The organism is Paraburkholderia phenoliruptrix (assembly GCF_047325075.1).
GTDB lineage: Bacteria > Pseudomonadota > Gammaproteobacteria > Burkholderiales > Burkholderiaceae > Paraburkholderia > Paraburkholderia phenoliruptrix.
In genome coordinates, this window is the sequence record NZ_CP168531.1 from 637,859 (window position 1) to 657,421 (window position 19,563).

21 protein-coding genes are annotated in these 19,563 nt (G+C 64.4%); 13 read left to right on the forward strand and 8 right to left on the reverse strand.

From position 1 onward, the window contains the following. Nucleotide 1 precedes the first annotated feature (1 nt). Nucleotides 2–196, reverse strand: coding sequence for a DUF2905 domain-containing protein (locus ACEN8U_RS14855; RefSeq protein ID WP_013589879.1), 195 nt, complete (start codon nt 194–196; stop codon nt 2–4). 16 nt (nt 197–212) lie between these two features. Continuing rightward, nucleotides 213–1,403: a class I SAM-dependent methyltransferase gene (locus ACEN8U_RS14860; protein ID WP_310104175.1), complete on the reverse strand. Its 1,191-nt coding sequence runs from the start codon at nt 1,401–1,403 to the stop codon at nt 213–215. Between the two features lie 13 nt (nt 1,404–1,416). On the opposite strand from ACEN8U_RS14860, the gene ACEN8U_RS14865 reads away from it, so the two are divergent. From ACEN8U_RS14865 to glmS, 5 genes are all read left to right on the forward strand, one after another. Beyond that, nucleotides 1,417–2,235: an SDR family oxidoreductase gene (locus ACEN8U_RS14865; protein WP_310104173.1), complete on the forward strand. Its 819-nt coding sequence runs from the start codon at nt 1,417–1,419 to the stop codon at nt 2,233–2,235. Nucleotides 2,236–2,289: 54 nt separating this feature from the next. Continuing rightward, on the forward strand, nt 2,290–2,685 hold the full coding sequence (locus ACEN8U_RS14870) for a dihydroneopterin aldolase (RefSeq protein ID WP_013589876.1): 396 nt from the start codon (nt 2,290–2,292) through the stop codon (nt 2,683–2,685). Nucleotides 2,686–2,688: 3 nt separating this feature from the next. Beyond that, nucleotides 2,689–3,663: a tRNA 2-thiocytidine(32) synthetase TtcA gene (gene ttcA / locus ACEN8U_RS14875; protein WP_310104171.1), complete on the forward strand. Its 975-nt coding sequence runs from the start codon at nt 2,689–2,691 to the stop codon at nt 3,661–3,663. 128 nt (nt 3,664–3,791) lie between these two features. Beyond that, complete coding sequence (gene glmU / locus ACEN8U_RS14880) at nt 3,792–5,153, forward strand: bifunctional UDP-N-acetylglucosamine diphosphorylase/glucosamine-1-phosphate N-acetyltransferase GlmU (RefSeq protein WP_310104169.1); 1,362 nt, start codon at nt 3,792–3,794, stop codon at nt 5,151–5,153. A gap of 63 nt (nt 5,154–5,216) precedes the next feature. Further along, a complete protein-coding gene (glmS, locus tag ACEN8U_RS14885; protein WP_310104167.1) occupies nt 5,217–7,034 on the forward strand; it encodes a glutamine--fructose-6-phosphate transaminase (isomerizing) in 1,818 nt (605 codons plus the stop codon). 134 nt (nt 7,035–7,168) lie between these two features. On the opposite strand, the gene ACEN8U_RS14890 is transcribed toward glmS, so the two are convergent. Next, nucleotides 7,169–7,429, reverse strand: a complete 261-nt coding sequence (locus ACEN8U_RS14890; protein ID WP_013589872.1) for a DUF6723 family protein — start codon at nt 7,427–7,429, stop codon at nt 7,169–7,171. Between the two features lie 357 nt (nt 7,430–7,786). Between ACEN8U_RS14890 and ACEN8U_RS14895 the strand changes: the two genes are divergently transcribed. From ACEN8U_RS14895 to ACEN8U_RS14915, 5 genes are all read left to right on the forward strand, one after another. After that, the gene (locus tag ACEN8U_RS14895) at nt 7,787–8,449 is read left to right on the forward strand and encodes a transglycosylase SLT domain-containing protein (RefSeq protein WP_310104165.1); all 663 of its coding nucleotides are present in this window, start codon (nt 7,787–7,789) and stop codon (nt 8,447–8,449) included. A gap of 225 nt (nt 8,450–8,674) precedes the next feature. After that, entirely contained in the window at nt 8,675–9,409 is a 735-nt protein-coding gene (locus tag ACEN8U_RS14900) for a DUF2242 domain-containing protein (RefSeq protein WP_310104163.1), read from the forward strand. Nucleotides 9,410–10,180: 771 nt separating this feature from the next. Then, nucleotides 10,181–10,432, forward strand: coding sequence for a hypothetical protein (locus tag ACEN8U_RS14905; protein WP_041745846.1), 252 nt, complete (start codon nt 10,181–10,183; stop codon nt 10,430–10,432). Nucleotides 10,433–10,718: 286 nt separating this feature from the next. Next, entirely contained in the window at nt 10,719–11,471 is a 753-nt protein-coding gene (locus ACEN8U_RS14910) for an IclR family transcriptional regulator C-terminal domain-containing protein (RefSeq protein WP_015003950.1), read from the forward strand. A gap of 221 nt (nt 11,472–11,692) precedes the next feature. Then, entirely contained in the window at nt 11,693–11,905 is a 213-nt protein-coding gene (locus ACEN8U_RS14915) for a hypothetical protein (RefSeq protein ID WP_013589867.1), read from the forward strand. A 277-nt stretch (nt 11,906–12,182) separates the two neighbouring features. Here the strand turns inward: ACEN8U_RS14915 and ACEN8U_RS14920 are convergent, their stop codons facing one another. Both ACEN8U_RS14920 and ACEN8U_RS14925 read right to left on the reverse strand, forming a co-directional pair. Then, nucleotides 12,183–12,461, reverse strand: coding sequence for a hypothetical protein (locus ACEN8U_RS14920; protein ID WP_013589866.1), 279 nt, complete (start codon nt 12,459–12,461; stop codon nt 12,183–12,185). 79 nt (nt 12,462–12,540) lie between these two features. After that, nucleotides 12,541–13,338 (reverse strand): Mut7-C RNAse domain-containing protein, encoded by a 798-nt coding sequence (locus ACEN8U_RS14925; protein WP_035486052.1) that lies wholly within the window; start codon nt 13,336–13,338, stop codon nt 12,541–12,543. 144 nt (nt 13,339–13,482) lie between these two features. Here ACEN8U_RS14925 and ACEN8U_RS14930 point away from each other — a divergent pair, with 144 nt between their 5' ends. Both ACEN8U_RS14930 and ACEN8U_RS14935 read left to right on the forward strand, forming a co-directional pair. Continuing rightward, complete coding sequence (locus ACEN8U_RS14930) at nt 13,483–14,352, forward strand: NAD(P)-dependent oxidoreductase (protein ID WP_013589864.1); 870 nt, start codon at nt 13,483–13,485, stop codon at nt 14,350–14,352. Between the two features lie 77 nt (nt 14,353–14,429). After that, complete coding sequence (locus ACEN8U_RS14935; RefSeq protein WP_041745845.1) at nt 14,430–15,065, forward strand: LysE family translocator; 636 nt, start codon at nt 14,430–14,432, stop codon at nt 15,063–15,065. Nucleotides 15,066–15,360: 295 nt separating this feature from the next. Here the strand turns inward: ACEN8U_RS14935 and ACEN8U_RS14940 are convergent, their stop codons facing one another. Continuing rightward, a complete protein-coding gene (locus ACEN8U_RS14940; protein ID WP_015003947.1) occupies nt 15,361–16,185 on the reverse strand; it encodes an OmpW/AlkL family protein in 825 nt (274 codons plus the stop codon). 137 nt (nt 16,186–16,322) lie between these two features. On the opposite strand from ACEN8U_RS14940, the gene ACEN8U_RS14945 reads away from it, so the two are divergent. Continuing rightward, the gene (locus tag ACEN8U_RS14945) at nt 16,323–16,505 is read left to right on the forward strand and encodes a pentapeptide repeat-containing protein (RefSeq protein ID WP_374725901.1); all 183 of its coding nucleotides are present in this window, start codon (nt 16,323–16,325) and stop codon (nt 16,503–16,505) included. On the opposite strand, the gene ACEN8U_RS14950 is transcribed toward ACEN8U_RS14945, so the two are convergent. Next, on the reverse strand, nt 16,480–17,730 hold the full coding sequence (locus tag ACEN8U_RS14950; RefSeq protein ID WP_013589861.1) for a DUF2957 domain-containing protein: 1,251 nt from the start codon (nt 17,728–17,730) through the stop codon (nt 16,480–16,482). The two genes, ACEN8U_RS14945 and ACEN8U_RS14950, sit on opposite strands and share 26 nt — an antisense overlap. A gap of 99 nt (nt 17,731–17,829) precedes the next feature. Continuing rightward, nucleotides 17,830–19,251: a DUF2957 domain-containing protein gene (locus tag ACEN8U_RS14955; protein ID WP_013589860.1), complete on the reverse strand. Its 1,422-nt coding sequence runs from the start codon at nt 19,249–19,251 to the stop codon at nt 17,830–17,832. Nucleotides 19,252–19,563: the final 312 nt, after the last annotated feature.

Here is a 19,563-nt window from a genome sequence, read left to right on the forward strand (position 1 = left end):
TCTACAAAAGTCTGGCGATAAGCGAGAGCAGCATCGACAGCAACAGTGTCGACATGAACGGGAAATGATATTCGCGCCCGAACAGACGCAGCGTCACGTCGCCCGGCATGCGCCCGATGCCCAGCTTGCGCAGCCACGGCCAGCAGGCCGACAGCACAGCCAGGGCGACAAAGGTGGTCAGCAGCCAGCGGATCATCGCGCGTAGTCCGGCATTACAACGTGTGCGAGCGGTCGCCGCTGGAGAACGCCTGCAGCGTGTCGTCGAGCCCGCGCGAGAAAGCGATGACCTTGAAGAGCTCGCCCATTTCGGCCTCCGAGAGCAGCTTCTGCACCGCATTCGCCGCGGGCAGAAAGCGCGCGGTGTCGGCGGGATCGATTTCGGCGAGCGCGTCCGTCATGCCCGCGTTCAGCAGGAAGCGCGCTTGCGACGTGAAGCCGAGCAGGTCCGCACCGGTCTCCACGCCCGCTTCGGCGATGCCGGTAAATTCCACGTGCGCGGTAATGTCCTGCAGGCCGGGATAGACAAACGGATCGCCGTGCGCGCGATGGCGGTAGTGGCACATCAGCGTGCCCTGGGTGCGCTGCGGGTGGTAGTACTCGTGACGCGGGAACCCGTAGTCGATGAAAAACGCCGCGCCGCGCGCGAGCATCGTGCAAATGGTTCGCGTAAAGGCCCGCGCGGCGTCGTGCGTTTCGGCAATGTAATCGCCGCCCGCCGTGTCGATGTCGGACAGCAGCGCCAGCTCGGCCGACACCGCGACCGGTCGGTCTTCGAAGGCGAACCGCCCGTCGCGCCAGATCACGCCGCGTTCGCGCCAGGCGCCGTCCGCGCAGGCGAAGAGCCGCACGGGCATGGCGTCCAGCACTTCGTTGCCGATCACCACGCCTTCGAAGCGCTCGGGCAGCGCGTCCAGCCAGCGCACTTTGCCGGCGAGCGCGGGGGCCGCGGCGTCGATGGTCTCACGCTGGCGCTCGCGCAGTTCGCCGGACAGATCGACAATGGAATAGCTGTCGAACTCCGCGCCCAGCGCCGCGAGCGCGTTCAGCAGGCCGGCCGCGAGCTTGCCGGTACCGGCGCCGAACTCCATCACGTCGCGCGTGCCGCTTGCCTGCAAGGCTTCCGCGATGGGGCGCGCGAGCGTGTCCGCGAAGAGCGGCGAGAGTTCCGGCGCGGTGACGAAGTCGCTGCCGTCGTCGCCGCGCAGGCCGAACTTACGGGCGCCGCCGCTGTAATAGCCGAGACCGGGCGCATACAGCGCGCGCTCCATGTAGCGGTCGAACGGCATCCAGCCGCCGGCGTCGTCGAGCTCCGCGCGAATCCGCGCGACGAGCGCCTCGGACTGCGCAAGCGCGCTCGGGCCGGGAGCAGGTAAACTATCGGGTTGGTGAGCTTTCGGATTCATTCCCGCATTGTAAATGACCGCTTCTACGGACACCGCCGCCGCCCGCGCGCCCGACGCGCCGCGCGTCGTGCTGATTACCGGCGCAGCGCGCCGCATCGGACGCGCGCTCGCACTCGGCTTTGCCGCGCGAGGCTGGGACGTCGCCGTTCACTATGGCGCCTCGCGGCGCGAAGCCGAAGAAGTGGTCGGAGAAATCACCGCGCTGGGTCGCCGGGCGGTGGCTTTGCACGCCGAGCTGGGCGACGAGACGCAGGTCGCGGGCTTGTTGCCGGCCTGTAGTGCGGCGCTTGGCCGGCCGGCGTGCATCGTCAACAATGCGTCGCGCTTCGAGGAAGACACGGCGCGCAACGTCGGCTATGAGCTGCTGCTCAAGCTGACCGCGATGAACCTGGGCGCGCCGCTCGTGCTCGCGCGCATGCTGTACGACGCGACGCCCCCCGCCGCGCTGACAGACGAAACGCAGCGCGGCGTGGTGATCAACGTGCTGGACCAGAAGCTGTACAACATGAACCCGGACTACCTGTCCTACACGCTGTCGAAGGCGGCGTTGCAGACCGCCACCGTCGCGCTCGCGCAGGCGCTGGCGCCGAAGGTCCGCGTGGTCGGACTTGCGCCGGGTCTCACCATGCAATCCGGCGACCAGACCGCGGAAAGTTTCGCGGCCGCTCACCGTGTAACGCCTTTGGGCCGCGCGTCGCGGCCGGAGGATATTGTCGCCGCCGCGCTGTATCTCGCGGACGCAACCGGCGTCACAGGAACGACGCTGGTGGTCGACGGCGGGCAGCACCTCGTGCCGCTGCCGCGCGACGTAATGTTTTTGACGGGCGCCTAACTCAGGTCCGCGCCCCCTTGCGTGCCACGCACGCTTTTTTCGACTGGAACGAACATGTTTGCCGCTCTTTCGCATCCCCGGCTCGCCGATTGCCGCCGGCTCTTTCTGCGCAATTACGAAGTGCACATCAACATCGGCGTGCACGATTTCGAAAAGCGCGGCGAACAGCGCGTCGTAATCAACGTCGAACTGTTCGTGCCGCTCGCGCTGTCCACGCCGGTGGAGGACAAGCTGGCCGAGGTCGTCGACTATGATTTCATGCGTTCCACCATTTCGCGCCGCGTCGAGCAAGGCCATATTCACTTGCAGGAAACGCTCTGCGACGACCTCGTGAAGACCATGCTCGCGCATCCGCAGGTGCGGGCCGCGCGCGTTTCGACCGAGAAGCCCGATGTTTATCCCGACTGCGACGCGGTGGGCGTCGAAGTGTTCCGCATCAAGGAGGACTGAGGCATGAACGCGCCCGACATCATCGACGACACCACGCCCGCCGCGCGCGAGAAGTCGCCGCTCACGCGCCGCGAGCAGAAGGAAGCGTACGAGAACAACAAGCTCTTCAAGCGGCTCGCGCGTCAGGTCGGCCAGGCGATCGGTGACTTCAACATGATCGAGAACGGCGACAAGGTGATGGTGTGCCTGTCGGGCGGCAAGGATAGCTACGCGATGCTCGACATTCTGATGCGCTTGCGCGAGCGCGCGCCGATCGACTTCGACATCGTCGCGGTGAATCTCGACCAGAAGCAGCCCGGCTTTCCGGAACACGTGCTGCCCGAGTACCTGAAGCAACTGGACATTCCGTTTCACATCGAGAATCAGGACACCTACAGCATCGTCAAGCGGCTGGTGCCGGAAGGCAAAACCACCTGCTCGCTGTGCTCACGGCTGCGGCGCGGCATTCTCTACCGCGTGGCGGGTGAGCTAGGCGCGACGAAGATCGCGCTCGGCCATCATCGCGACGACATTCTGCAAACGCTGCTGCTCAATCTGTTCTATGGCGGCAAGCTGAAAGGCATGCCGCCCAAGCTGCAATCCGACGACGGCAAGAACATCGTGATTCGCCCGCTCGCCTACGTGAAGGAAACGGATCTGGAAAAATACGCGGAGTTGCGCGAGTTCCCGATCATTCCGTGCAACCTGTGCGGCAGTCAGCCGAACCTGAAACGCGCGGAAATGAAGGCGCTGATCCGCGATTGGGAGAAGCGCTTTCCTGGCCGCATCGAGAACATGTTCAACGCGTTGTCGAATGTGGTTCCGTCGCATTTGATGGATCACAAGCTGTTTCCGTTCGCTGGCCTGCGCGCGACCGGCGAGGCCGACCCGCAAGGCGATATTGCTTTCGACGAAGAGCCGTGTTCGACGGATGCCAGCGAGGCCGCGCCGCTTGGCGCGGCGCGGCCGATCTCGATCGTGCAGTTTGACGATCTTTGACCGGAATTCCTGCAAAAAAGGCGCTTGGGCACTTACTTTCGCTTGCAATGTGGCCGCTTTCGCGGCCATTTTCGCAAGAGGGTGCGTGATAGAATCGTCGGCTCCAAACTCGTCTATTTGCCGACGCCATGAACATCGTGATTTTGGCGGCAGGCACCGGTAAGCGCATGCGTTCCGCGCTGCCCAAGGTGCTCCATCCTCTGGCTGGCCGGCCGCTCCTCGCTCATGTCATCGACACTGCCCGCACGCTGAAGCCTACGCGCCTCGTCGTCGTTATCGGTCATGGGGCGGAAGCGGTCCGCGAAACGGTTGCCGCGCCCGACCTGCAATTCGCCGTGCAGGAGCAACAGCTCGGCACCGGCCACGCGGTGCAGCAGGCCTTGCCGCTTCTCGATCCGTCGGTGCCTACGCTCGTGCTTTACGGCGACGTGCCGCTCACGCGCGCGAGCACCTTGCAGGCACTCGTCGAACGTGCGGGCAGTCATGCCTACGGCGTGCTAACCGTCACGCTGGCGGATCCGACGGGATACGGCCGTATCGTGCGCGATCCGCAGGGCAACGTCTCGCGCATCGTCGAGCAGAAAGATGCGAGCGCGGACCAGCTTCTCATCGACGAAATCAACACCGGCATCGTCGTGGCGCCCACGGAGCGGCTGTCGGGCTGGCTCGCCGCGCTGAAGAACGACAACGCGCAAGGCGAGTTCTATCTGACCGATGCCGTCGAAATGGCCATCGAGGCGGGTCTGGAAGTCGTCACCACGCAGCCGCAGGACGAGTGGGAAACGCTCGGCGTGAACAGCAAGCAGCAGTTGGCGGAGCTCGAGCGGATTCATCAGCGCAATGTGGCCGACGCGCTGCTCGTGGCCGGCGTGACGCTTGCCGATCCGGCGCGCGTGGACGTGCGCGGCACGCTGGAATGCGGCCGCGACGTGTCGATCGACGTGAACTGCGTGTTCGAAGGCCACGTCATACTGGCCGACAATGTGACGATCGGACCGAACTGCGTGATCCGCAACGCGAGTATCGGCGCGGGCACGCGGGTCGACGCGTTCACGCATATCGAAGGCGCGCAGGTCGGCGCGAAGGTCGTGCTCGGACCGTATGCGCGTCTGCGGCCGGGCGCGTCGCTCAGCGACGAAACGCATGTCGGCAATTTCGTCGAGGTGAAGAACGCGGTGCTTGGCCACGGCTCCAAGGCGAACCATCTCACGTATATCGGCGACTCGGACATCGGCGCGCGCGTGAATATCGGCGCGGGCACCATCACCTGCAACTACGACGGCGCGAACAAGTTCCGCACGATCATTGAAGACGATGTGTTCGTCGGCTCCGACACGCAACTGGTTGCGCCGGTGCGCGTGAAGCGCGGCGCGACAATCGCGGCGGGCACGACGGTCTGGAAGGACGTCGAGCAGGACGCGCTCGTGCTGAACGACAAAACCCAGACCAGCAAGTCGGGCTACGTGCGCCCGACCAAAAAGAAAAATTGACGGAGAGGCGCGGGCGGCGCGACGCGCGCCCCGCAAAATTCCAGCACTCAATAGGAACAGACCATGTGCGGCATTGTCGGCGCGGCAGCGCAACGTAATATCGTCCCCGTCCTGATCGAAGGACTGCGGCGCCTCGAATATCGCGGCTACGACTCGTGCGGCGTCGCAGTGCTGGGCGACAGCGGCCCGGCGCGCGCGCGCAGCGTCGCGCGCGTCGCCGATCTCGACGATCAGGTGCGCGACAGCCACCTCGGCGGCATCACGGGCATCGCGCATACGCGCTGGGCCACGCACGGCGCGCCGGTGACCGACAACGCGCATCCGATCTTCTCGAAAGATGCGCTCGCGTTGGTACACAACGGCATCATCGAAAACTATGAGCCGCTGCGCGAGATGTTGCGCGGCAAGGGTTACACGTTTGTCTCGCAGACCGACACAGAGGTTATCGCGCATCTGATTCACAGCCTGTATGGCGGCGATTTGTTCGCGGCTGTGCGCGAGGCCGTCGCGCAATTGCACGGCGCGTATGCGATTGCAGTGCTGCATAAGGACGAGCCGCATACCGTGGTCGGCGCGCGCCAAGGCTCGCCGCTCGTGGTCGGGCTCGGCGAGGGCGAGAACTTCCTCGCCTCGGACGCGCTCGCGCTGGCGGGCAGCACCGAGCGTTTCATCTTCCTCGAGGAAGGCGACGTGTGCGAACTCACGCTCGAAGGCGTGCGTATCGCCGATCGCGAAGGCAACGAAGCGCGGCGCGAAGTGCGTCAGGTTGCGGCCTACGGGGGCGCGGTGGAACTCGGCCCGTATCGTCACTTCATGCAGAAGGAGATTTTCGAGCAGCCGCGCGCCATTTCCGACACGATTCCGCAATCCGATTCGTTCGAGGCGTCGCTGTTCGGCGAAGGCGCGGACAAGGTCTTCGCGGATATCGACAACCTGCTGATTCTTGCGTGCGGCACGAGCTACTACTCGGGGCTCACGGCGAAGTACTGGCTCGAGTCGATTGCGAAAATTCCGACACAGGTCGAAATTGCCAGCGAGTATCGCTACCGCGAGTCGGTGCCGAATCCGAAGTCGCTCGTCGTGGTCATTTCGCAATCGGGCGAGACCGCGGATACGCTCGCGGCGCTCAAGCACGCGCAGGAACTGGGGCATCGTCATACGCTGGCCGTGTGCAACGTCAGCACGAGCGCGATGGTGCGCCAGACCGAGTTGGCGTTTCTCACGCATGCGGGCCGCGAGATCGGCGTGGCCTCCACCAAGGCGTTCACCACGCAGCTGGTCGCGCTCTTCGTGCTGGCCGTGACGCTCGCCAAGCTGCGCGGCCGTGTAAGCCCGGAGCAGGAAGCCGAATACTTCAAGCGGCTGCGCCATTTGCCGGCTGCGCTGAACAGCGTGCTGGCGCTGGAGCCGCAGATCATCGCGTGGTCGGAGGAATTTTCGCGCAAGGAACATGCGCTCTTCCTCGGACGCGGCATGCATTATCCGATTGCGCTAGAAGGCGCCTTGAAGCTGAAGGAAATCTCCTACATTCACGCGGAAGCATATCCGGCGGGCGAGTTGAAGCACGGGCCGCTCGCGCTGGTCACGGAGGCGATGCCAGTCGTGACGGTGGCGCCGAACGACGCGCTGCTGGAGAAGCTGAAATCGAACATTCAGGAAGTGCGCGCCCGCGGCGGCCAGCTGTACGTTTTCGCGGATGCGGACACGAAGATCGTCAACGACGACGGCATCCACGTGATTCGCATGCCGGAGCACTATGGTCTGCTCTCGCCGATCCTGCACGTCGTGCCGCTGCAGTTGCTCGCGTATCACACGGCTTGCGCGCGAGGCACGGATGTGGATAAGCCGCGGAATCTCGCCAAATCCGTCACGGTGGAGTGAGGGGTGGGTCGCGTGGGCGATTGAGTTAGGGCATCAAACAAAAACGCCGGCTATATAGCCGGCGTTTTTTTTGCGCCGTCGGCCGTCTCTATTTCGCGGTCGCTACGGAATCCGCGTCCCGGGGCCTCGCTCGCTCACAACTCCGGCCGGGCGAGGTCGCTTGTCGCGATGTGCTCGCCGTAGACCTGCGCGGCGGCGATGGCTTCGAGCTTAGTCGGGTAGGGCCCGAGTTCCGGCGCACCGTCGAACGGGAACAGCACGCGGCCGTCCGTCGTACGAACCACCTTCAATACGCCGAAGAAGCGCCGATAGCCCGCAAGTCGGGACGTCGCCGAAATTTCGAAATCGTCCTCAGACGTTGCGGGGACGCTTGGGATGAATGCGGTCTTGCTCATACTGGGGACATCTCGTGTTCGGTCAGTCTGCGGTTGCCGCGAGGCAAACGGCTGTTACGGACGGCGGTTTGTCGCGGCGCGACCGGCATTGTCTCAAATCTCAAGGAGACGGGCAGGCTCGCCACTGAGGGAAACGCGGCGCCTGGGTGCTCCGCTGAGTCAAATTTGCAACTAACAGACAAACTATCGGCCCATCAAAACCATCGCCTCCAGCGCGCCGACGCGCCCGGCGCCCGGCACTGGGCGACATCGCGGCTTTCCCGACCCACCCCGAGCCCCGAATCCGCACCCAAACCACTAGATGCCTATTTTTAAGGCAAGGTTATAATGCGCTGACTTTTTCCTCAGACGTTTGCCATGAGCCGGTTACTCTGCCTGATTCTGCTTTCGCTCGGTGTCGCGCAATCCGCGATGGCCGAGGAAAATGGCGACCGTGTGTCCGCGTATCTGACGCAGAAATTCGGCATCGCGAAAGAAAAGGCTGAAAAGATTTCGGATGCGGTGCAATCCGCGGCGTCGAAATATTCGCTACCGCCCGCGCTGTTGCTGGCCATCATCTCGATCGAATCGCGCTTCAAGGAAAAGGCCAAGGGCGCGAATGGCGCAACGGGGCTCATGCAGGTCGTGCCGAGTGCGCACCGCGGGCTTTTGCGCAACGTGAAAGATCTCACCGAGCCGACGGCGAACATCGAGGTGGGCTCCGCGATCCTGTACGGCTACATGCGCTCGGCAAACGGCGACATGAACGCCGCGCTCAAGAGCTATGGCGGCTCACAAGCCTACGCGCAGAAAGTGAGCTTGCGCGCGGGCGACTTCGCGAACGTCGCCACCCGGGAAGACTCCGCTAAAAATGCCGACGCCCAGGCGGGCGTCTGCGACGCGCGCGTGGCCGGTCGCTGCCCGGCCGTGTCGGGCAATTGGACGAATGCGTTTGCTGTCCCTTCCGCGGGGGCTGTGAGCACCAATGCTGGCGCCAGCGGCGCCGTCAGCGCGGCGGGACTGTCGGCGACATCGAACTGAAGGCCGGCGCTCACAGCCTCTTGCCATGCGCCGCGTCCTGGTCAGACGCATCAACTCAGCGCTTCTCACTCTCGCTGAGATCCTGCCCCCAGTCACATCTTGAAGACAGCCGCAATTCGCGCACGGTCGGCTTCGCTGCGCGCTTTTTACGCACGCGCGACAACCGCTCTACAATGCATTGCCTTCGCGGTTCGCCCCTCGTCTACGCAGCGTTTCTGATCGACCATGCCTACCTCGCTTTTCAAGACCACCGCCGCCTCGCTGTGCGGCCTCTTCATGCTCGCCGCATGCAGCAGCGCGCCGACGCCGAAGTTCCAGCAGGAGCTCTTCGAAACCGGCGCGAGCCCGTATGCGCGCAATTTCAATTCGAGCGTGACAGACACCTGCGAAGCCGCGCGCCGCGCACTGCTGAGCCAGGGCTATTTGACGACGATGACGCGCAACGACACCGTCGACGGGACCAAGAACTTCCAGCCGTCTGGCGACACGCACGTGGTCGTCGAATTTCACGTGGTCTGCACGCCCGGCGAAGAGGCGAGCAGTACGAGCATCGTCTACGTGAACGCGGTGCAAAACGGCTTTGCGCTGAAGAAGAGCGATACGTCGGCGAGCGTCGGGCTGAGCGTGCTCGGTTCGCTCTCGTTGCCGATCCGCTCGAACAGCGACGCCATGGTGAAAATCTCCAGCGAAACGATTCCGTCGGGCAAGTTCTACGACCGCTTCTTCGGTCTCGTCGATCATTATCTGCAGACGGTGGTGCGGACTCAGCCCGTCGTCAATGACCGCATCGAGACGCATGTGTTGCCGGTCCCGGTGGAAGCTGCGCCATTAACGGCAACCGCACCGGCAATAGCGCCGGCAACCGCACCTCTATCTACACCCGCAGCGCAAACCCCCGACCTCCCGATCAATAAAGCCGCCGCTCTCGCGCCCGCGAGCGAAGCCGGCGCCCTCCGTTAAGTTCCAGGACCCTGCGTTGCCACGGAACGCGGCGCGCTTCGCTTGCAAAAGCAGCGCGCAGCGGCAGTTGTCCTATGTCGTTTACTTTCTTCGTATACATACGTAGTAGTAGTTAACAAGGGTAAGCCCGCTCTGTGGATAACCGCGGATTCTTCCGTTACATCAAGGTAATGGGAATCCGATAACCGCGCGGGACGGTTCTGCAGAAAGACGGCCAAAGCGGGATAAGTTTTGCGGCGTGTGACGCCGGGTCCGCCTTATCAAGATTCGGCGCACAGGCTGTTCCATGCGCTATCCCAACGTTATGCAAAGGCCGGTGTGGATAACTGGCGCAGGCGCAGCGCTCGGCGCGAGTGCGGCTTTCGTCTGTCGTTTGCTCGCGAGCGTACAGATGGCTTTGCCCGTCGCGCGCAAATTGAAGGCGGACGGTACGAAGATTGCGTGTCTGTTTTTGCGAGCGCAACTGTTGCTATTTAGTCAAAACAGGTTTGGCAACGCCCGATCCAGGCATAGAGTTAAAGTGGTTTCTGAAGTAATTGGTGCAGTGCGGGGGTGTGGAATGAAGCGCAGAACAGCACGACAATTGGTCCGTCTCCTTTCGGATATCCGGCATGCAGCCCATTGCAGCACGCTCCGGGCGGCCGCCACTAACCGGGAGATGGCGCTTGCATCGGCCGAGCGGCACGAGGCTTCGGGCGAGAGTCACGAAAGCGACGACAGCACGGATACGGCCCGCGAAGCACCGGCGAACAAACCGGCTGGGAGCAGGTCATGAGAGCCACGAGCGAACACTCGTTGCGTTTCCTCGTCGAGAAGTGGCTCGCGCCGGCGCCTTCCGCGGCTGTTCACGTCACCGAATTCAGCCGCACGCGCATGGGCGGCCGGCGCTATGTCCATGTTGAAACGTCGGCAGCAAACGGCTCCCGCGGACTTTTCTTCTTCCGTCACGACGACGGTTGCTGGTGCGTGTTTCCGCCGACGGGCGACGCCCAGCACCTGTACGCGCATCCCCGGGCGGCCTGAACGCTGTTGGGGCTCGGATGCGCCGAGGGTCGGCGTCGAGCCCCGGCGTTCGAGTGACTTGCCGCTGCCGGCAAATCCAGCCAGTCCCTTGCGGCAGCAAACCGGATTGCGACCTGGCATCGCGCCGGTGTGCGCGATCACCGCGCAACGGCCGCGCCGCTTCGGGCACAATGGCGCGCAGTGGCCGGCCCTTCCGTTCGACTGTATCGACTGTCTCCGACCCAGCGGCCCCGCGCGCGGCGCCTGCCGCACCGCCCATGAGCCGGCCAACTCTCATGGCAACCCGATGGACGACAAAGACTGGATCGCCGGCGCCGCCAAGGCACTGGCCATCATCGAAGCATTCGACGAAGAACACGCGCGCATGACGCCGACCGCCGTCGCGGGCCGCGCCGGCCTGTCGCGCACCGCGGCGCGCCGCTATCTGCTGACGCTGCGCGAGCTCGGCTATGTCGACACGGACGGCAAGCTCTTCTGGCTCGCGCCGCGCGTTCTCCGGCTCGGTCAGTCGTATCTCGACTCCGCGCGCCTGCCGCGCACGGTGCAGCCCTTCCTGCAACGCATCACGGCGACCCTTCAGGAGACGGCGCTCGTCGCGATTCTCGACGAACACGACGTGGTCTACGTGGCCCGCAACGGCGTGAATCGCGCGATGGCGGTCGGCTTCGTGCTGGGCTCGCGCGCGCCGGCGCCTTTGTCGTCGGCGGGATTGGTGTTGCTGGCGTTCCAGGCGCCCGAGAGTATCGAGCAATGGCTGGCGTCGTACCCGATCAAGGTGTTCACGCCGTACACCTACTCCACCGTCGAACGGCTGCGTGAAGTGCTCGGCGAAATCCGCCGCAACGGCTATGTGGTCACCGACCAGCAACTGGAACTCGGCGTGCGCGGCGTCGCGGTGCCGTTGCGCGACCGGCACGGCACGGTCGTCGCTGCGATCAGCGTCAGTATGCCGATCGGCCAGGAGTCGGCCAACGCGGCGCTACACCGCGTTCTGCCGACGCTGCTCGAGACCGCCAGCCTGCTGCGCAACCTCGTCTGATGCGCGGCGCGTCGTCACCCCATATCGGGTGTTTGTGAGTGAAAGCATGTCGAAAGCAAGCTGTCTCCAGGAAAATACATATCCGGTTTTGCGCATGACAAACCGCCTACGCCAGGTAATACTCTCCCGCGGGGAGCGGTAAGGCTCCTAAGCCCTGCCTGCTTCACCGTGCAGCTATTTCATTCACACTGACTCAGTCGTTGAGGTTTGGGGAACAACACATGAAAAAAGTTATCGTCTCGCTCGCAGCTGCATCCATCGCGCTGGTCTCGGTTCAGGCTTTCGCGCAAGCATCGGACGCAGCCGCTCCGGCCGCTGCAGCTAGCGCACCGAAGAAGCATCACATCAAGAAGCTGAAGTCGCACGGCAAGCGCGCTCCGGTCGCGGCAGCGGCATCGGCAGCCGGCACGAACGACAAGGGTTCGCAGAACTAAGAGGCGCGGGGCGCCAGCGGGCGCGGCTCGGCCGATTGCAGGTGCCACCAGCGCGCCTGCTTTTTAGCCGCCGGGTTAGCCGCGGTTTCAGCCGTGGCGCCAGCGAGCGCGGCTTTTCAGCCGCACTCAAGACGCGCCGCAAGCAAAAAGGCCAGAGCTCAAGCTCTGGCCTTTTTGCATTCAGCCGGGTTTATCGCGCCGGCTCGGCGCGATCGCAGTCTACGCGCGAACAGCAAGCGCGCATGCCGCGCCGGCACTCGTCACTCGCTAGCCATGCTTATCCCGCAAGACCGCGTTTGATGACTTCGTTCAGCAGCCCCGTCATGCCTTCTGGATGCGTGGCAGCGCGCTCTTTCAGCTCGGCAACCAGATCGCCGTTCAGCTTGCACGCGAACGCCACAAGTCCTTGCGCCTGATCGAGCTTGCGCTGTTCCCGGCGATCGACCTTGGGCGCCGCAGCCGCGGCTTTGCCGAAGCGCTCGGCAGTGGACTGCTTCATTGCGTTGTTCAGTTTGAGCGCCTTGTTCTTTTCAAGGTCGGTTTTTTTCATCGCCATACGTCAGGCCTCTGACAGATAAGTAATCCCGCATTGTACGCACGCGGCGTTGTGTCGGGCGAGCGCGCCGCGGCGCGTTTCAGGCCGAAGCGCCGGGCGCGCCGCATTCGCCGGAATCGAGCGAATCGGACTGGGCGGGCGTGGCCGCCATGCTGTCCATGAGCGCTCGCATCCGTTGCCAGTGGGTGCCTTCCCAGAAGACACGTCGGCATACGTCGCAGGTGACAAACTGCTTGTGGCGCTGCAGGACGCCATCGGGCGCGCGGTCGCCGACTTCGTCGCGCGCGATGCGTCGAAGCGGCGCGTTGCACATCAGACAGAGTCGAAACGGCTGCGCGCTGCCGGCGAGATCCAGCCGTTCGAACACCTCGCGCAATTGCTCGCGCGGCCGCAGCGCGCGCACGTAGCAGCCGTGCGTGATGGCGCGGCGTTTCAGCAGTTCGCGGTCGCGCGTCAGCACGATGCGCTCTTCGGCGGCGGCCAGCGCTTCGATGTGGGCGTCGGGAAAATGGTTGTCGTAGAGCGTGTCGAAGCCCGCCAGCCGCAGCAGCGGGGCGAGCCCGCCGAGATGCGCATCCGCGATGAAGCGCACCACGCGCAGCGGCCGCTCGCGCACGCGCAGCAGCGGGCGGATGTCGAGCGCCTCGAACTTCGGATACACGGCGACGCGGTCGCCGTCCGCGAGCAGATGGTTGAAACCGACCGACTCGCCGTTCACGAGGATCAGCTCGACTTCGGTATGCGGCACGCCGAGCGCCTCGATTGCGTGCTTCGTGGTCGCGTCGCGCGCGCAGGCATAGGCAAACGCGCGCCGGCGCAGCGGCCGGGCGAGAAAATCGTTCAGCTCCTCGTAGAAGCGGAAAGTCGCGGTGACCATCGTCGCAGTATCGCACTGCGCGCCGTTGCCTGCCGGGCGGCGAGCGCCCCTGCCACCGCGTTCGCGTGCCCGCGTTGCCGCGTTTTCCTGCATCTGTCGCATGGGTGTGCTTTACTTCCACATCTTTAGAAGACGGAGCCACAGATGGACATCGGTTTTATCGGTCTCGGCGAGATGGGCGCCGCGATGGTTGCAAACATTCTGAAAGCGGGACACCAGGTGCGCGTGTGGAACCGCTCGCCGGAGCGCGCGCAAGCGCTCGCGGACGCGGGCGCGCGAATCGTCGCGACGCCGGCCGACGCTTTTGCCGGCGACGCCGTGTTCTCCATGCTCGCCGACGATGCCGCGCTGCGCGAGGTCGTGACGGCGTCGTTGCTCGAACATGCGCCGCGCGGGCTCATTCACGTGAACATGGCGACGATCTCGGTCGCGTTGGCCGAGGAACTCGCGACCGCGCACGCGTCGCGCGGCATCAATTACGTCGCGGCGCCGGTGCTCGGCCGGCCCGACGTGGCCGCGGCGGGCAAGCTGACGATCGTCGCGGGCGGCCCGGCGGAGGCGATCGACCGCGTGCAGCCGGTGTTCGACGCGATCGGTCAGAAAACCTGGCGCATCGGCTCGCTGCCGCAACAGGCGAATGTCATGAAGCTGGCCGCGAACTTCATGCTCGGCGCGGCCGTCGAGACGCTCGGCGAAGCCGCCGCGCTCGTCTCCGGCCACGGTCTCGCGATCCAGGATTTCCTCGACGTGATCACGAGCGGCATTTTCCCCGGACCCGTCTATGCGGGCTACGGCAAGATGATCGCGGAAAACAGCTACGAGCCGGCGCTCTTCAAGGCCCGCTTGGGACTGAAGGACTTGCGCCTCGCGCTCGCCGCGGCCGACGCAGTCACGACACCCCTGCCCATTGCCAGCGTTGTCCGCGACAGCCTGATCGAAGCGGTCGCGCACGGCGACGGCGAGAAGGACTTCGCCGTGCTCGGCCAGGTGGCGGCCCGCCGCGCCGGCCGCTGAGCCTTGCCGCAAGCGCGGCGCGCGAGCGGCCGCGCAACAGGCGATAATGGCCGTCCCATTTTCTACACGGTGATGTGATGAGTCTGCATACCTGGTGGCTGTTTGTGGCCACTGTCTTTGTCGTGTGCGCCATTCCCGGCCCCAACATGCTGCTCGTCATGACGCACGGCGCGCGGCACGGCCTGCGCCGCACCGGTGCCACCATGGCGGGTTGCCTGTCGGCGCTGGTGCTGATGCTGGCGGTATCGGCGGCGGGGCTTGGCGTATTTCTCGAAGCGTGGCCGGCTCTCTTTAACGCGTTGCGTTTGATGGGCGCGGCTTATCTCGTCTATCTCGGCATCAAGGCGTGGCGCGCACCCGCCGACGAGGCCGCCGCGTCGCAAGTCGAGGAACTGGCCGCGAAGCCGGCCCATTCGCGGTTCGCGTTGTTTCGCAACGGCTTTCTGGTGGCGGGCAGTAATCCGAAGGCGATTCTCTTCGCCGCCGCGCTGCTGCCGCAATTCATCGACGCCGGGCTGCCCAAGCTGCCGCAGTTCGGCATTCTTGTCGCCACGTTCGCAGTGATCGAAGTGAGTTGGTATCTCGTGTATGCGGGGTTCGGCACGCGCATCGGTACGCGGCTCAGGAGCCGCAGCGTGGCGCGTCTGTTCAATCGGCTGACAGGCGGCGTGTTTGTCGGCTTTGGCGCCATGATGGCGCTCGTCCGGCATTAACGGGTCTGGCGGCGCTCATCATGCCCAGCAAGCACATGTGGCGAATTCGCAACAAGAGGGGACAACCCTGATTCTCATGTTGCGTCGCACCAAACCATTTGCTATAGTTCGTCTTGTCTCCTCCATGTCTCCTCTGATATGGATTCAGCCCGCCAACTTAGGCGGGCTTTTTTTTGCCCAAAATTTCCCCGGTCTTGCAAAAACACGGAGCCGGCTGGCCCTTGGGAGGACCGCCGGCTTACTGTGCCTGAAGCTGCAGCACGTATGCCGCAGGGTTGCCAGTGTTGCTGTTCGCTCAGAACTTGTAGGAAACCGCGAGGAAGGAAATGATCGGGTCGGCTTTCAGTTCGGCTTTGGACACGCCCAGTTCCGTGCCGTCCGCCGCCTTGATGATGACGGACGACGTCGTCTTCAACGGAATGTAGGTGACCGACGCCACGAGACCCCAATGGTCGGTGATGTTGTACGCGAGCCCCGCATTGAACACTGGCGCCCACGACGACGACGCCTTCGCCGACACCTGCGTCTTGCCCGGCTTCCCTGCGCCGGCGGCGAGGATGGCGCCGAGATTCTCCTGCGTCGATTGCACGAAGTTCTGGCTCAGCTGAATGTCGGAAAACCAGTTGTACGACACGCCGACGCCGACAAACGGTCTGAACTTTGCTGTCGGCGCATTGAAGTAGTACTGAAAGAGCAGGGCCGGGCTCCATTGGCGCACGCTTTTCACGATCGGATTGGTTTGCGGATCGCCGATATTCTGCTGGCCGAGCGCGCCCGCCGGGCCCGGCGGCTTGATCGTGCCGTGACCGTAGATCTTGAACACGGGCGGCACGCCCGCCACGGTCGTCACCGCAATGTGATCGGTCAGGTAATGGCTCATGACGAGGCCGACCGTATTGGCGGTGTTCGTCGAGAGGCTCGTGCCCGCTGACGTGAAGGAGTTCGGCAGGCGCAGCGGGGTGTTGATCGGCGTCGGCGCGACGTTGGTGGTCAGCGGCGTGCTCGAATCTTTCGGCATGACGTGGAACCAGCCGAGCACCGCGACGTTGTCGCCCGCGTGCTGTGCGTGGGCGCTGAGTGAGAGGCACGCGGCCAGTATTGCAAGACAGATCTTTTTCATGGTGTTGCTTCTCCTTGAGCGGCCGTCCGGCGCAATGCGCGCGCGGTGGGCATCTGCGGGTAGACCGCGGAGCCGCGCGCGGAACAGGCGGTGCGCCGGCCGCCGCGCTGCAAGCGCGGGCGGAAGCCGGTGCATGAATGCCCGGGAGCGCGGATGCCTGGGGCACCATCGCCCGGGGCACGAACGCCCGGGGCACGAACGCCCGGGGCACGAACGCCCGGGGCACGAACGCCCGGGGCACGAACGCCCTGGCACGAACGCCTCATTGCGTGCGGACGGCGCGGAACGCGCCGGTTACTGGACGAAGGCGCCGATCGTGAAATACGGCGAGGCCGCGTTGGTCAGATCGAGATAGCCGAACACGCCGCCCGTGAAAATCATCTTTCCGGTCGGCGTATTGCCCGTGGACGCGCCCACGTGCGTCGTCGTGACCACGCCGGGCACGGTCTGCGTGAAGTCGAGGTTCAGCGCCGTCGCGAGCGAAGCCTGCGACGGGTTGAACGGATCGAGCAGCGTCGCCTGCGTGCCTTCGAGCGCGGTGGTGCGATAGTCGAACTGGCTATCCACGCCGATGTACTCGCCGTTCTGCGAGTTGACCGCCAGCGCGCTTTGCGGCGCGAGAATGGAGATGCCTGATTCGTCGTCGGCGTAAGGGCCGAGCGCGCCGTTTTGCGGCACCGTCACCGACGAGTTCGCGGCGCCGGTGCGCACCAGAATCGGCACGAGCTGGTTGCGCAGCTTGCCGACGATCATGTAGCCGCGCGCTTCGGGCGTGGTGGCGAGCGTGGGTTTCGCCTGTCCCTGGAAATTGTTGGTCTGAAACGCGCCGCTGCCGTCGGACGCCTGCGCGAAATTGCTGCCCGGCTGCTGGCATTTGCCCGCGTTGACGCCCGAGTTGTCGCATTCGGTCCACGTGCCGTCCGCGTTGATCGTGATCTTCGTATCCACGGCGACCGGCATGAAATTCTGCGACGGCACCTGGTGATAGCCGAGCTGGTTGTAGGTGCCGGCCACCTTCGCAAGATCCGTTTCAATCGACGAGAAACCGATGAACGGGTAGTACGGAAACTTGGTATCCGGCACCGCGCCCACGCCGAGAATGCCGCCGAACGAAATCTCGGCGCCCGGAATCGTGCCGCCCGCCACGCCTTCGCCGACGAAAATACGCGCCGGGCGATTCGGGTCAAGGCTCGCGCCGTTTAGCCGGAACGCGCACTGGTTGAGCTTGTTGGTCGGCAGCAGGGTTTCCTGTGTCAGCGTGCCGCTTGCGGTCTGGCCGGCGCGCGTCGGCACGACCGTGCCGGTGGTCGCCGGAATCGGAGATTCCACGTAGGTCACCTGCCAGGTCATCTTCGTCGTGTCGAGCTGCAGTTTGACGAGTTCGCCGTCGCCGCCGCCGCCCGTGTAGACCGTGTTGTAGTCCAGCGTCGCGGGACACAGCCGAACCTGCGTCACCGGACCGTCGCCATTGCCGCCGCCTCCGCCGCCGCATGCCGCGAGCAACGGTGCCGCTAATGCGAGCACCGACAGAAATCTCCATTTCATACCGCCTCCAGAATTTTTTCGTTGTAGATGGCCGGCTCCCTGTCCAGCCACCGCTTGCTCTTTTATGTCTCGTACTGCGAACTGCGTGTGCTCCAGGGACTACTTGCTGATTTGCGCTCCAATACCGAAATAGGGCGTGCTCGGTGTATCCGAATTGGCCGACGTCGGGGCGATGCCGCCGTTCTCGGCGCCCTGGACTTCGATGGCATAAAGGCCGCCCGACGCGATCGCGAGGCCGGTCTTGCCGTTGGTGTCCTGCACGCCGACGAGTCCAGGGCTCGCGAGGCCGTAGCCGAGGCCGAAGCCGCTTTCGGCCGCCGAGGTGGTCGGATTGATGAAGGTGCCGACGGCGCCCTGGATCAGCGTCGCGGTGTACTTAAAGTTCGAATCCGCGCCCACGTAGCCGCCGTCGAAGCCGCCCGAGGCAAGCGGGGTCGCGGCGGCGAGCATCGCGATGCCCGATTCGTCGTCGACCTTGGCGTCGAGATGCAGCGGCGCCGTGCCGAGGTTGATATAGCCGGTGCGCACAATGAGCGGCACGGTCGCGCCGTTGATCTGGCCGAGCACCATGTGCGCCGTGGCCGACTTGCCGGTCGCGCCGATCAGCGGCATCTGGAACTGCTGGACGATCTGCGGCGCCTGCTGGCTGTCGAAGTAGCCGCTGCTGTTCAGGGTCCACGGATTGCCGGTGGACAGACAGCCGCCCGCATTCGGCGAGTAGTTCGGGTTCGCGGCGTTGCTGCTCGTGCAGGTGCCGCTCGCGTCGAAGGTTTCGACGGTGTTGGTCGCGACGGTCGAATAGTTGCCGGACGGCGCGAGGTGATACAGGAGGCCGTTGTAGGTGCCGGGCAGCTTCGTGATGTCCGTGGTCGTGCTCGCGAAGCCGAGGAACGGGTAGAAGTCGAAGTGGCGGTTCGGCACCGCGCCGATGCCCGAGCCGATCAGCGGAACGGAGAGTCCGTCGAACTGGATCGTCGCGCCCGGAATGCCGCCGCCCGCTACGCCCTGGCCGACGAAGATCATCGGCGGATTCGGGTTGTTGGTGAAGTCGGGCGTCGTGTAGGGCTGGCCGTCGCCAGCGGCCGTGCCGGTGCCGGCGCCGAGAATGAAGGCGCAGCGCGTTTGCTCAGCGGTCGGCAGCGTGCCGGTTGGCGGATGGATTACCGCGCCCGTGATCTGCGTGCCCGCGCGTGTCGGCGTGACCGTGCCGGTGCGCAGCGGAATCGGCGATTCCAGCCACTTGAGCGTGTAAGTCATCGCGGTGGCATTGATATTCAGCTGGACGACCTCGCCGCTGCCGGCGCCGCCGAGAAACGTGCTTTTGACGATGTCGGCGGTTGCGGGACACAGCGCAGCCGACGTGCTGCTGGAAGCAGGCGGACCCTGTACGCCGCAGCTCGACCCCGAGCATTGCGGCGCGTTGATCGGCCCCGGGTTATCGGATTTACCGCCGCCGCAAGCAATAAGAAACGGAGTCGTGGCAATAGCCACTGCCAAACCTCGAATAATGGCGTCCGCCATGCTGCTGTCTCCCTTCATGTATTTGTGCGAGCTAATTTCGCCGCGCGATTAATGCATGTCAATTGAATGAGCCGTCTAAAAAGCACGATTCAAACAGCGGCATTTTGGCGAAACGCGCAGTGTGCGGGCGCTACCGGCCCTTTTAAACAAAAACGCAGATTGCGATGCGAGGCGGCTCGTCGTTGTTTCCTTGCACGCCCTTGACTGGTAAGCCTTGGAGCAAAATGGCTCCATGATCTTCGAACGACCGTTCGACAAAAAATCCGGAGTTTCCCCAGGCGGAAAAGTATGCCGCGCGGGTCGTCGACGGGA

Bases quoted from the DNA above. Each gene is read 5' to 3' on its own strand.
- ACEN8U_RS14870 (WP_013589876.1), top strand. From the start codon at position 2,290: ATGTTTGCCGCTCTTTCGCATCCCCGGCTCGCCGATTGCCGCCGGCTC.
- ACEN8U_RS14940 (WP_015003947.1), bottom strand. From the start codon at position 16,185: ATGAAAAAGATCTGTCTTGCAATACTGGCCGCGTGCCTCTCACTCAGC.
- ACEN8U_RS14895 (WP_310104165.1), top strand. From the start codon at position 7,787: ATGAGCCGGTTACTCTGCCTGATTCTGCTTTCGCTCGGTGTCGCGCAA.
- ACEN8U_RS14930 (WP_013589864.1), top strand. From the start codon at position 13,483: ATGGACATCGGTTTTATCGGTCTCGGCGAGATGGGCGCCGCGATGGTT.
- ACEN8U_RS14915 (WP_013589867.1), top strand. From the start codon at position 11,693: ATGAAAAAAGTTATCGTCTCGCTCGCAGCTGCATCCATCGCGCTGGTC.
- ACEN8U_RS14890 (WP_013589872.1), bottom strand. From the start codon at position 7,429: ATGAGCAAGACCGCATTCATCCCAAGCGTCCCCGCAACGTCTGAGGAC.
- ACEN8U_RS14955 (WP_013589860.1), bottom strand. From the start codon at position 19,251: ATGGCGGACGCCATTATTCGAGGTTTGGCAGTGGCTATTGCCACGACT.
- ACEN8U_RS14945 (WP_374725901.1), top strand. From the start codon at position 16,323: ATGCCCGGGAGCGCGGATGCCTGGGGCACCATCGCCCGGGGCACGAAC.
- ACEN8U_RS14950 (WP_013589861.1), bottom strand. From the start codon at position 17,730: ATGAAATGGAGATTTCTGTCGGTGCTCGCATTAGCGGCACCGTTGCTC.
- glmS (WP_310104167.1), top strand. From the start codon at position 5,217: ATGTGCGGCATTGTCGGCGCGGCAGCGCAACGTAATATCGTCCCCGTC.
- ACEN8U_RS14910 (WP_015003950.1), top strand. From the start codon at position 10,719: ATGGACGACAAAGACTGGATCGCCGGCGCCGCCAAGGCACTGGCCATC.
- ACEN8U_RS14860 (WP_310104175.1), bottom strand. From the start codon at position 1,403: ATGAATCCGAAAGCTCACCAACCCGATAGTTTACCTGCTCCCGGCCCG.
- glmU (WP_310104169.1), top strand. From the start codon at position 3,792: ATGAACATCGTGATTTTGGCGGCAGGCACCGGTAAGCGCATGCGTTCC.
- ACEN8U_RS14920 (WP_013589866.1), bottom strand. From the start codon at position 12,461: ATGGCGATGAAAAAAACCGACCTTGAAAAGAACAAGGCGCTCAAACTG.
- ttcA (WP_310104171.1), top strand. From the start codon at position 2,689: ATGAACGCGCCCGACATCATCGACGACACCACGCCCGCCGCGCGCGAG.
- ACEN8U_RS14865 (WP_310104173.1), top strand. From the start codon at position 1,417: ATGACCGCTTCTACGGACACCGCCGCCGCCCGCGCGCCCGACGCGCCG.
- ACEN8U_RS14900 (WP_310104163.1), top strand. From the start codon at position 8,675: ATGCCTACCTCGCTTTTCAAGACCACCGCCGCCTCGCTGTGCGGCCTC.
- ACEN8U_RS14925 (WP_035486052.1), bottom strand. From the start codon at position 13,338: ATGGTCACCGCGACTTTCCGCTTCTACGAGGAGCTGAACGATTTTCTC.
- ACEN8U_RS14935 (WP_041745845.1), top strand. From the start codon at position 14,430: ATGAGTCTGCATACCTGGTGGCTGTTTGTGGCCACTGTCTTTGTCGTG.
- ACEN8U_RS14905 (WP_041745846.1), top strand. From the start codon at position 10,181: ATGAGAGCCACGAGCGAACACTCGTTGCGTTTCCTCGTCGAGAAGTGG.
- ACEN8U_RS14855 (WP_013589879.1), bottom strand. From the start codon at position 196: ATGATCCGCTGGCTGCTGACCACCTTTGTCGCCCTGGCTGTGCTGTCG.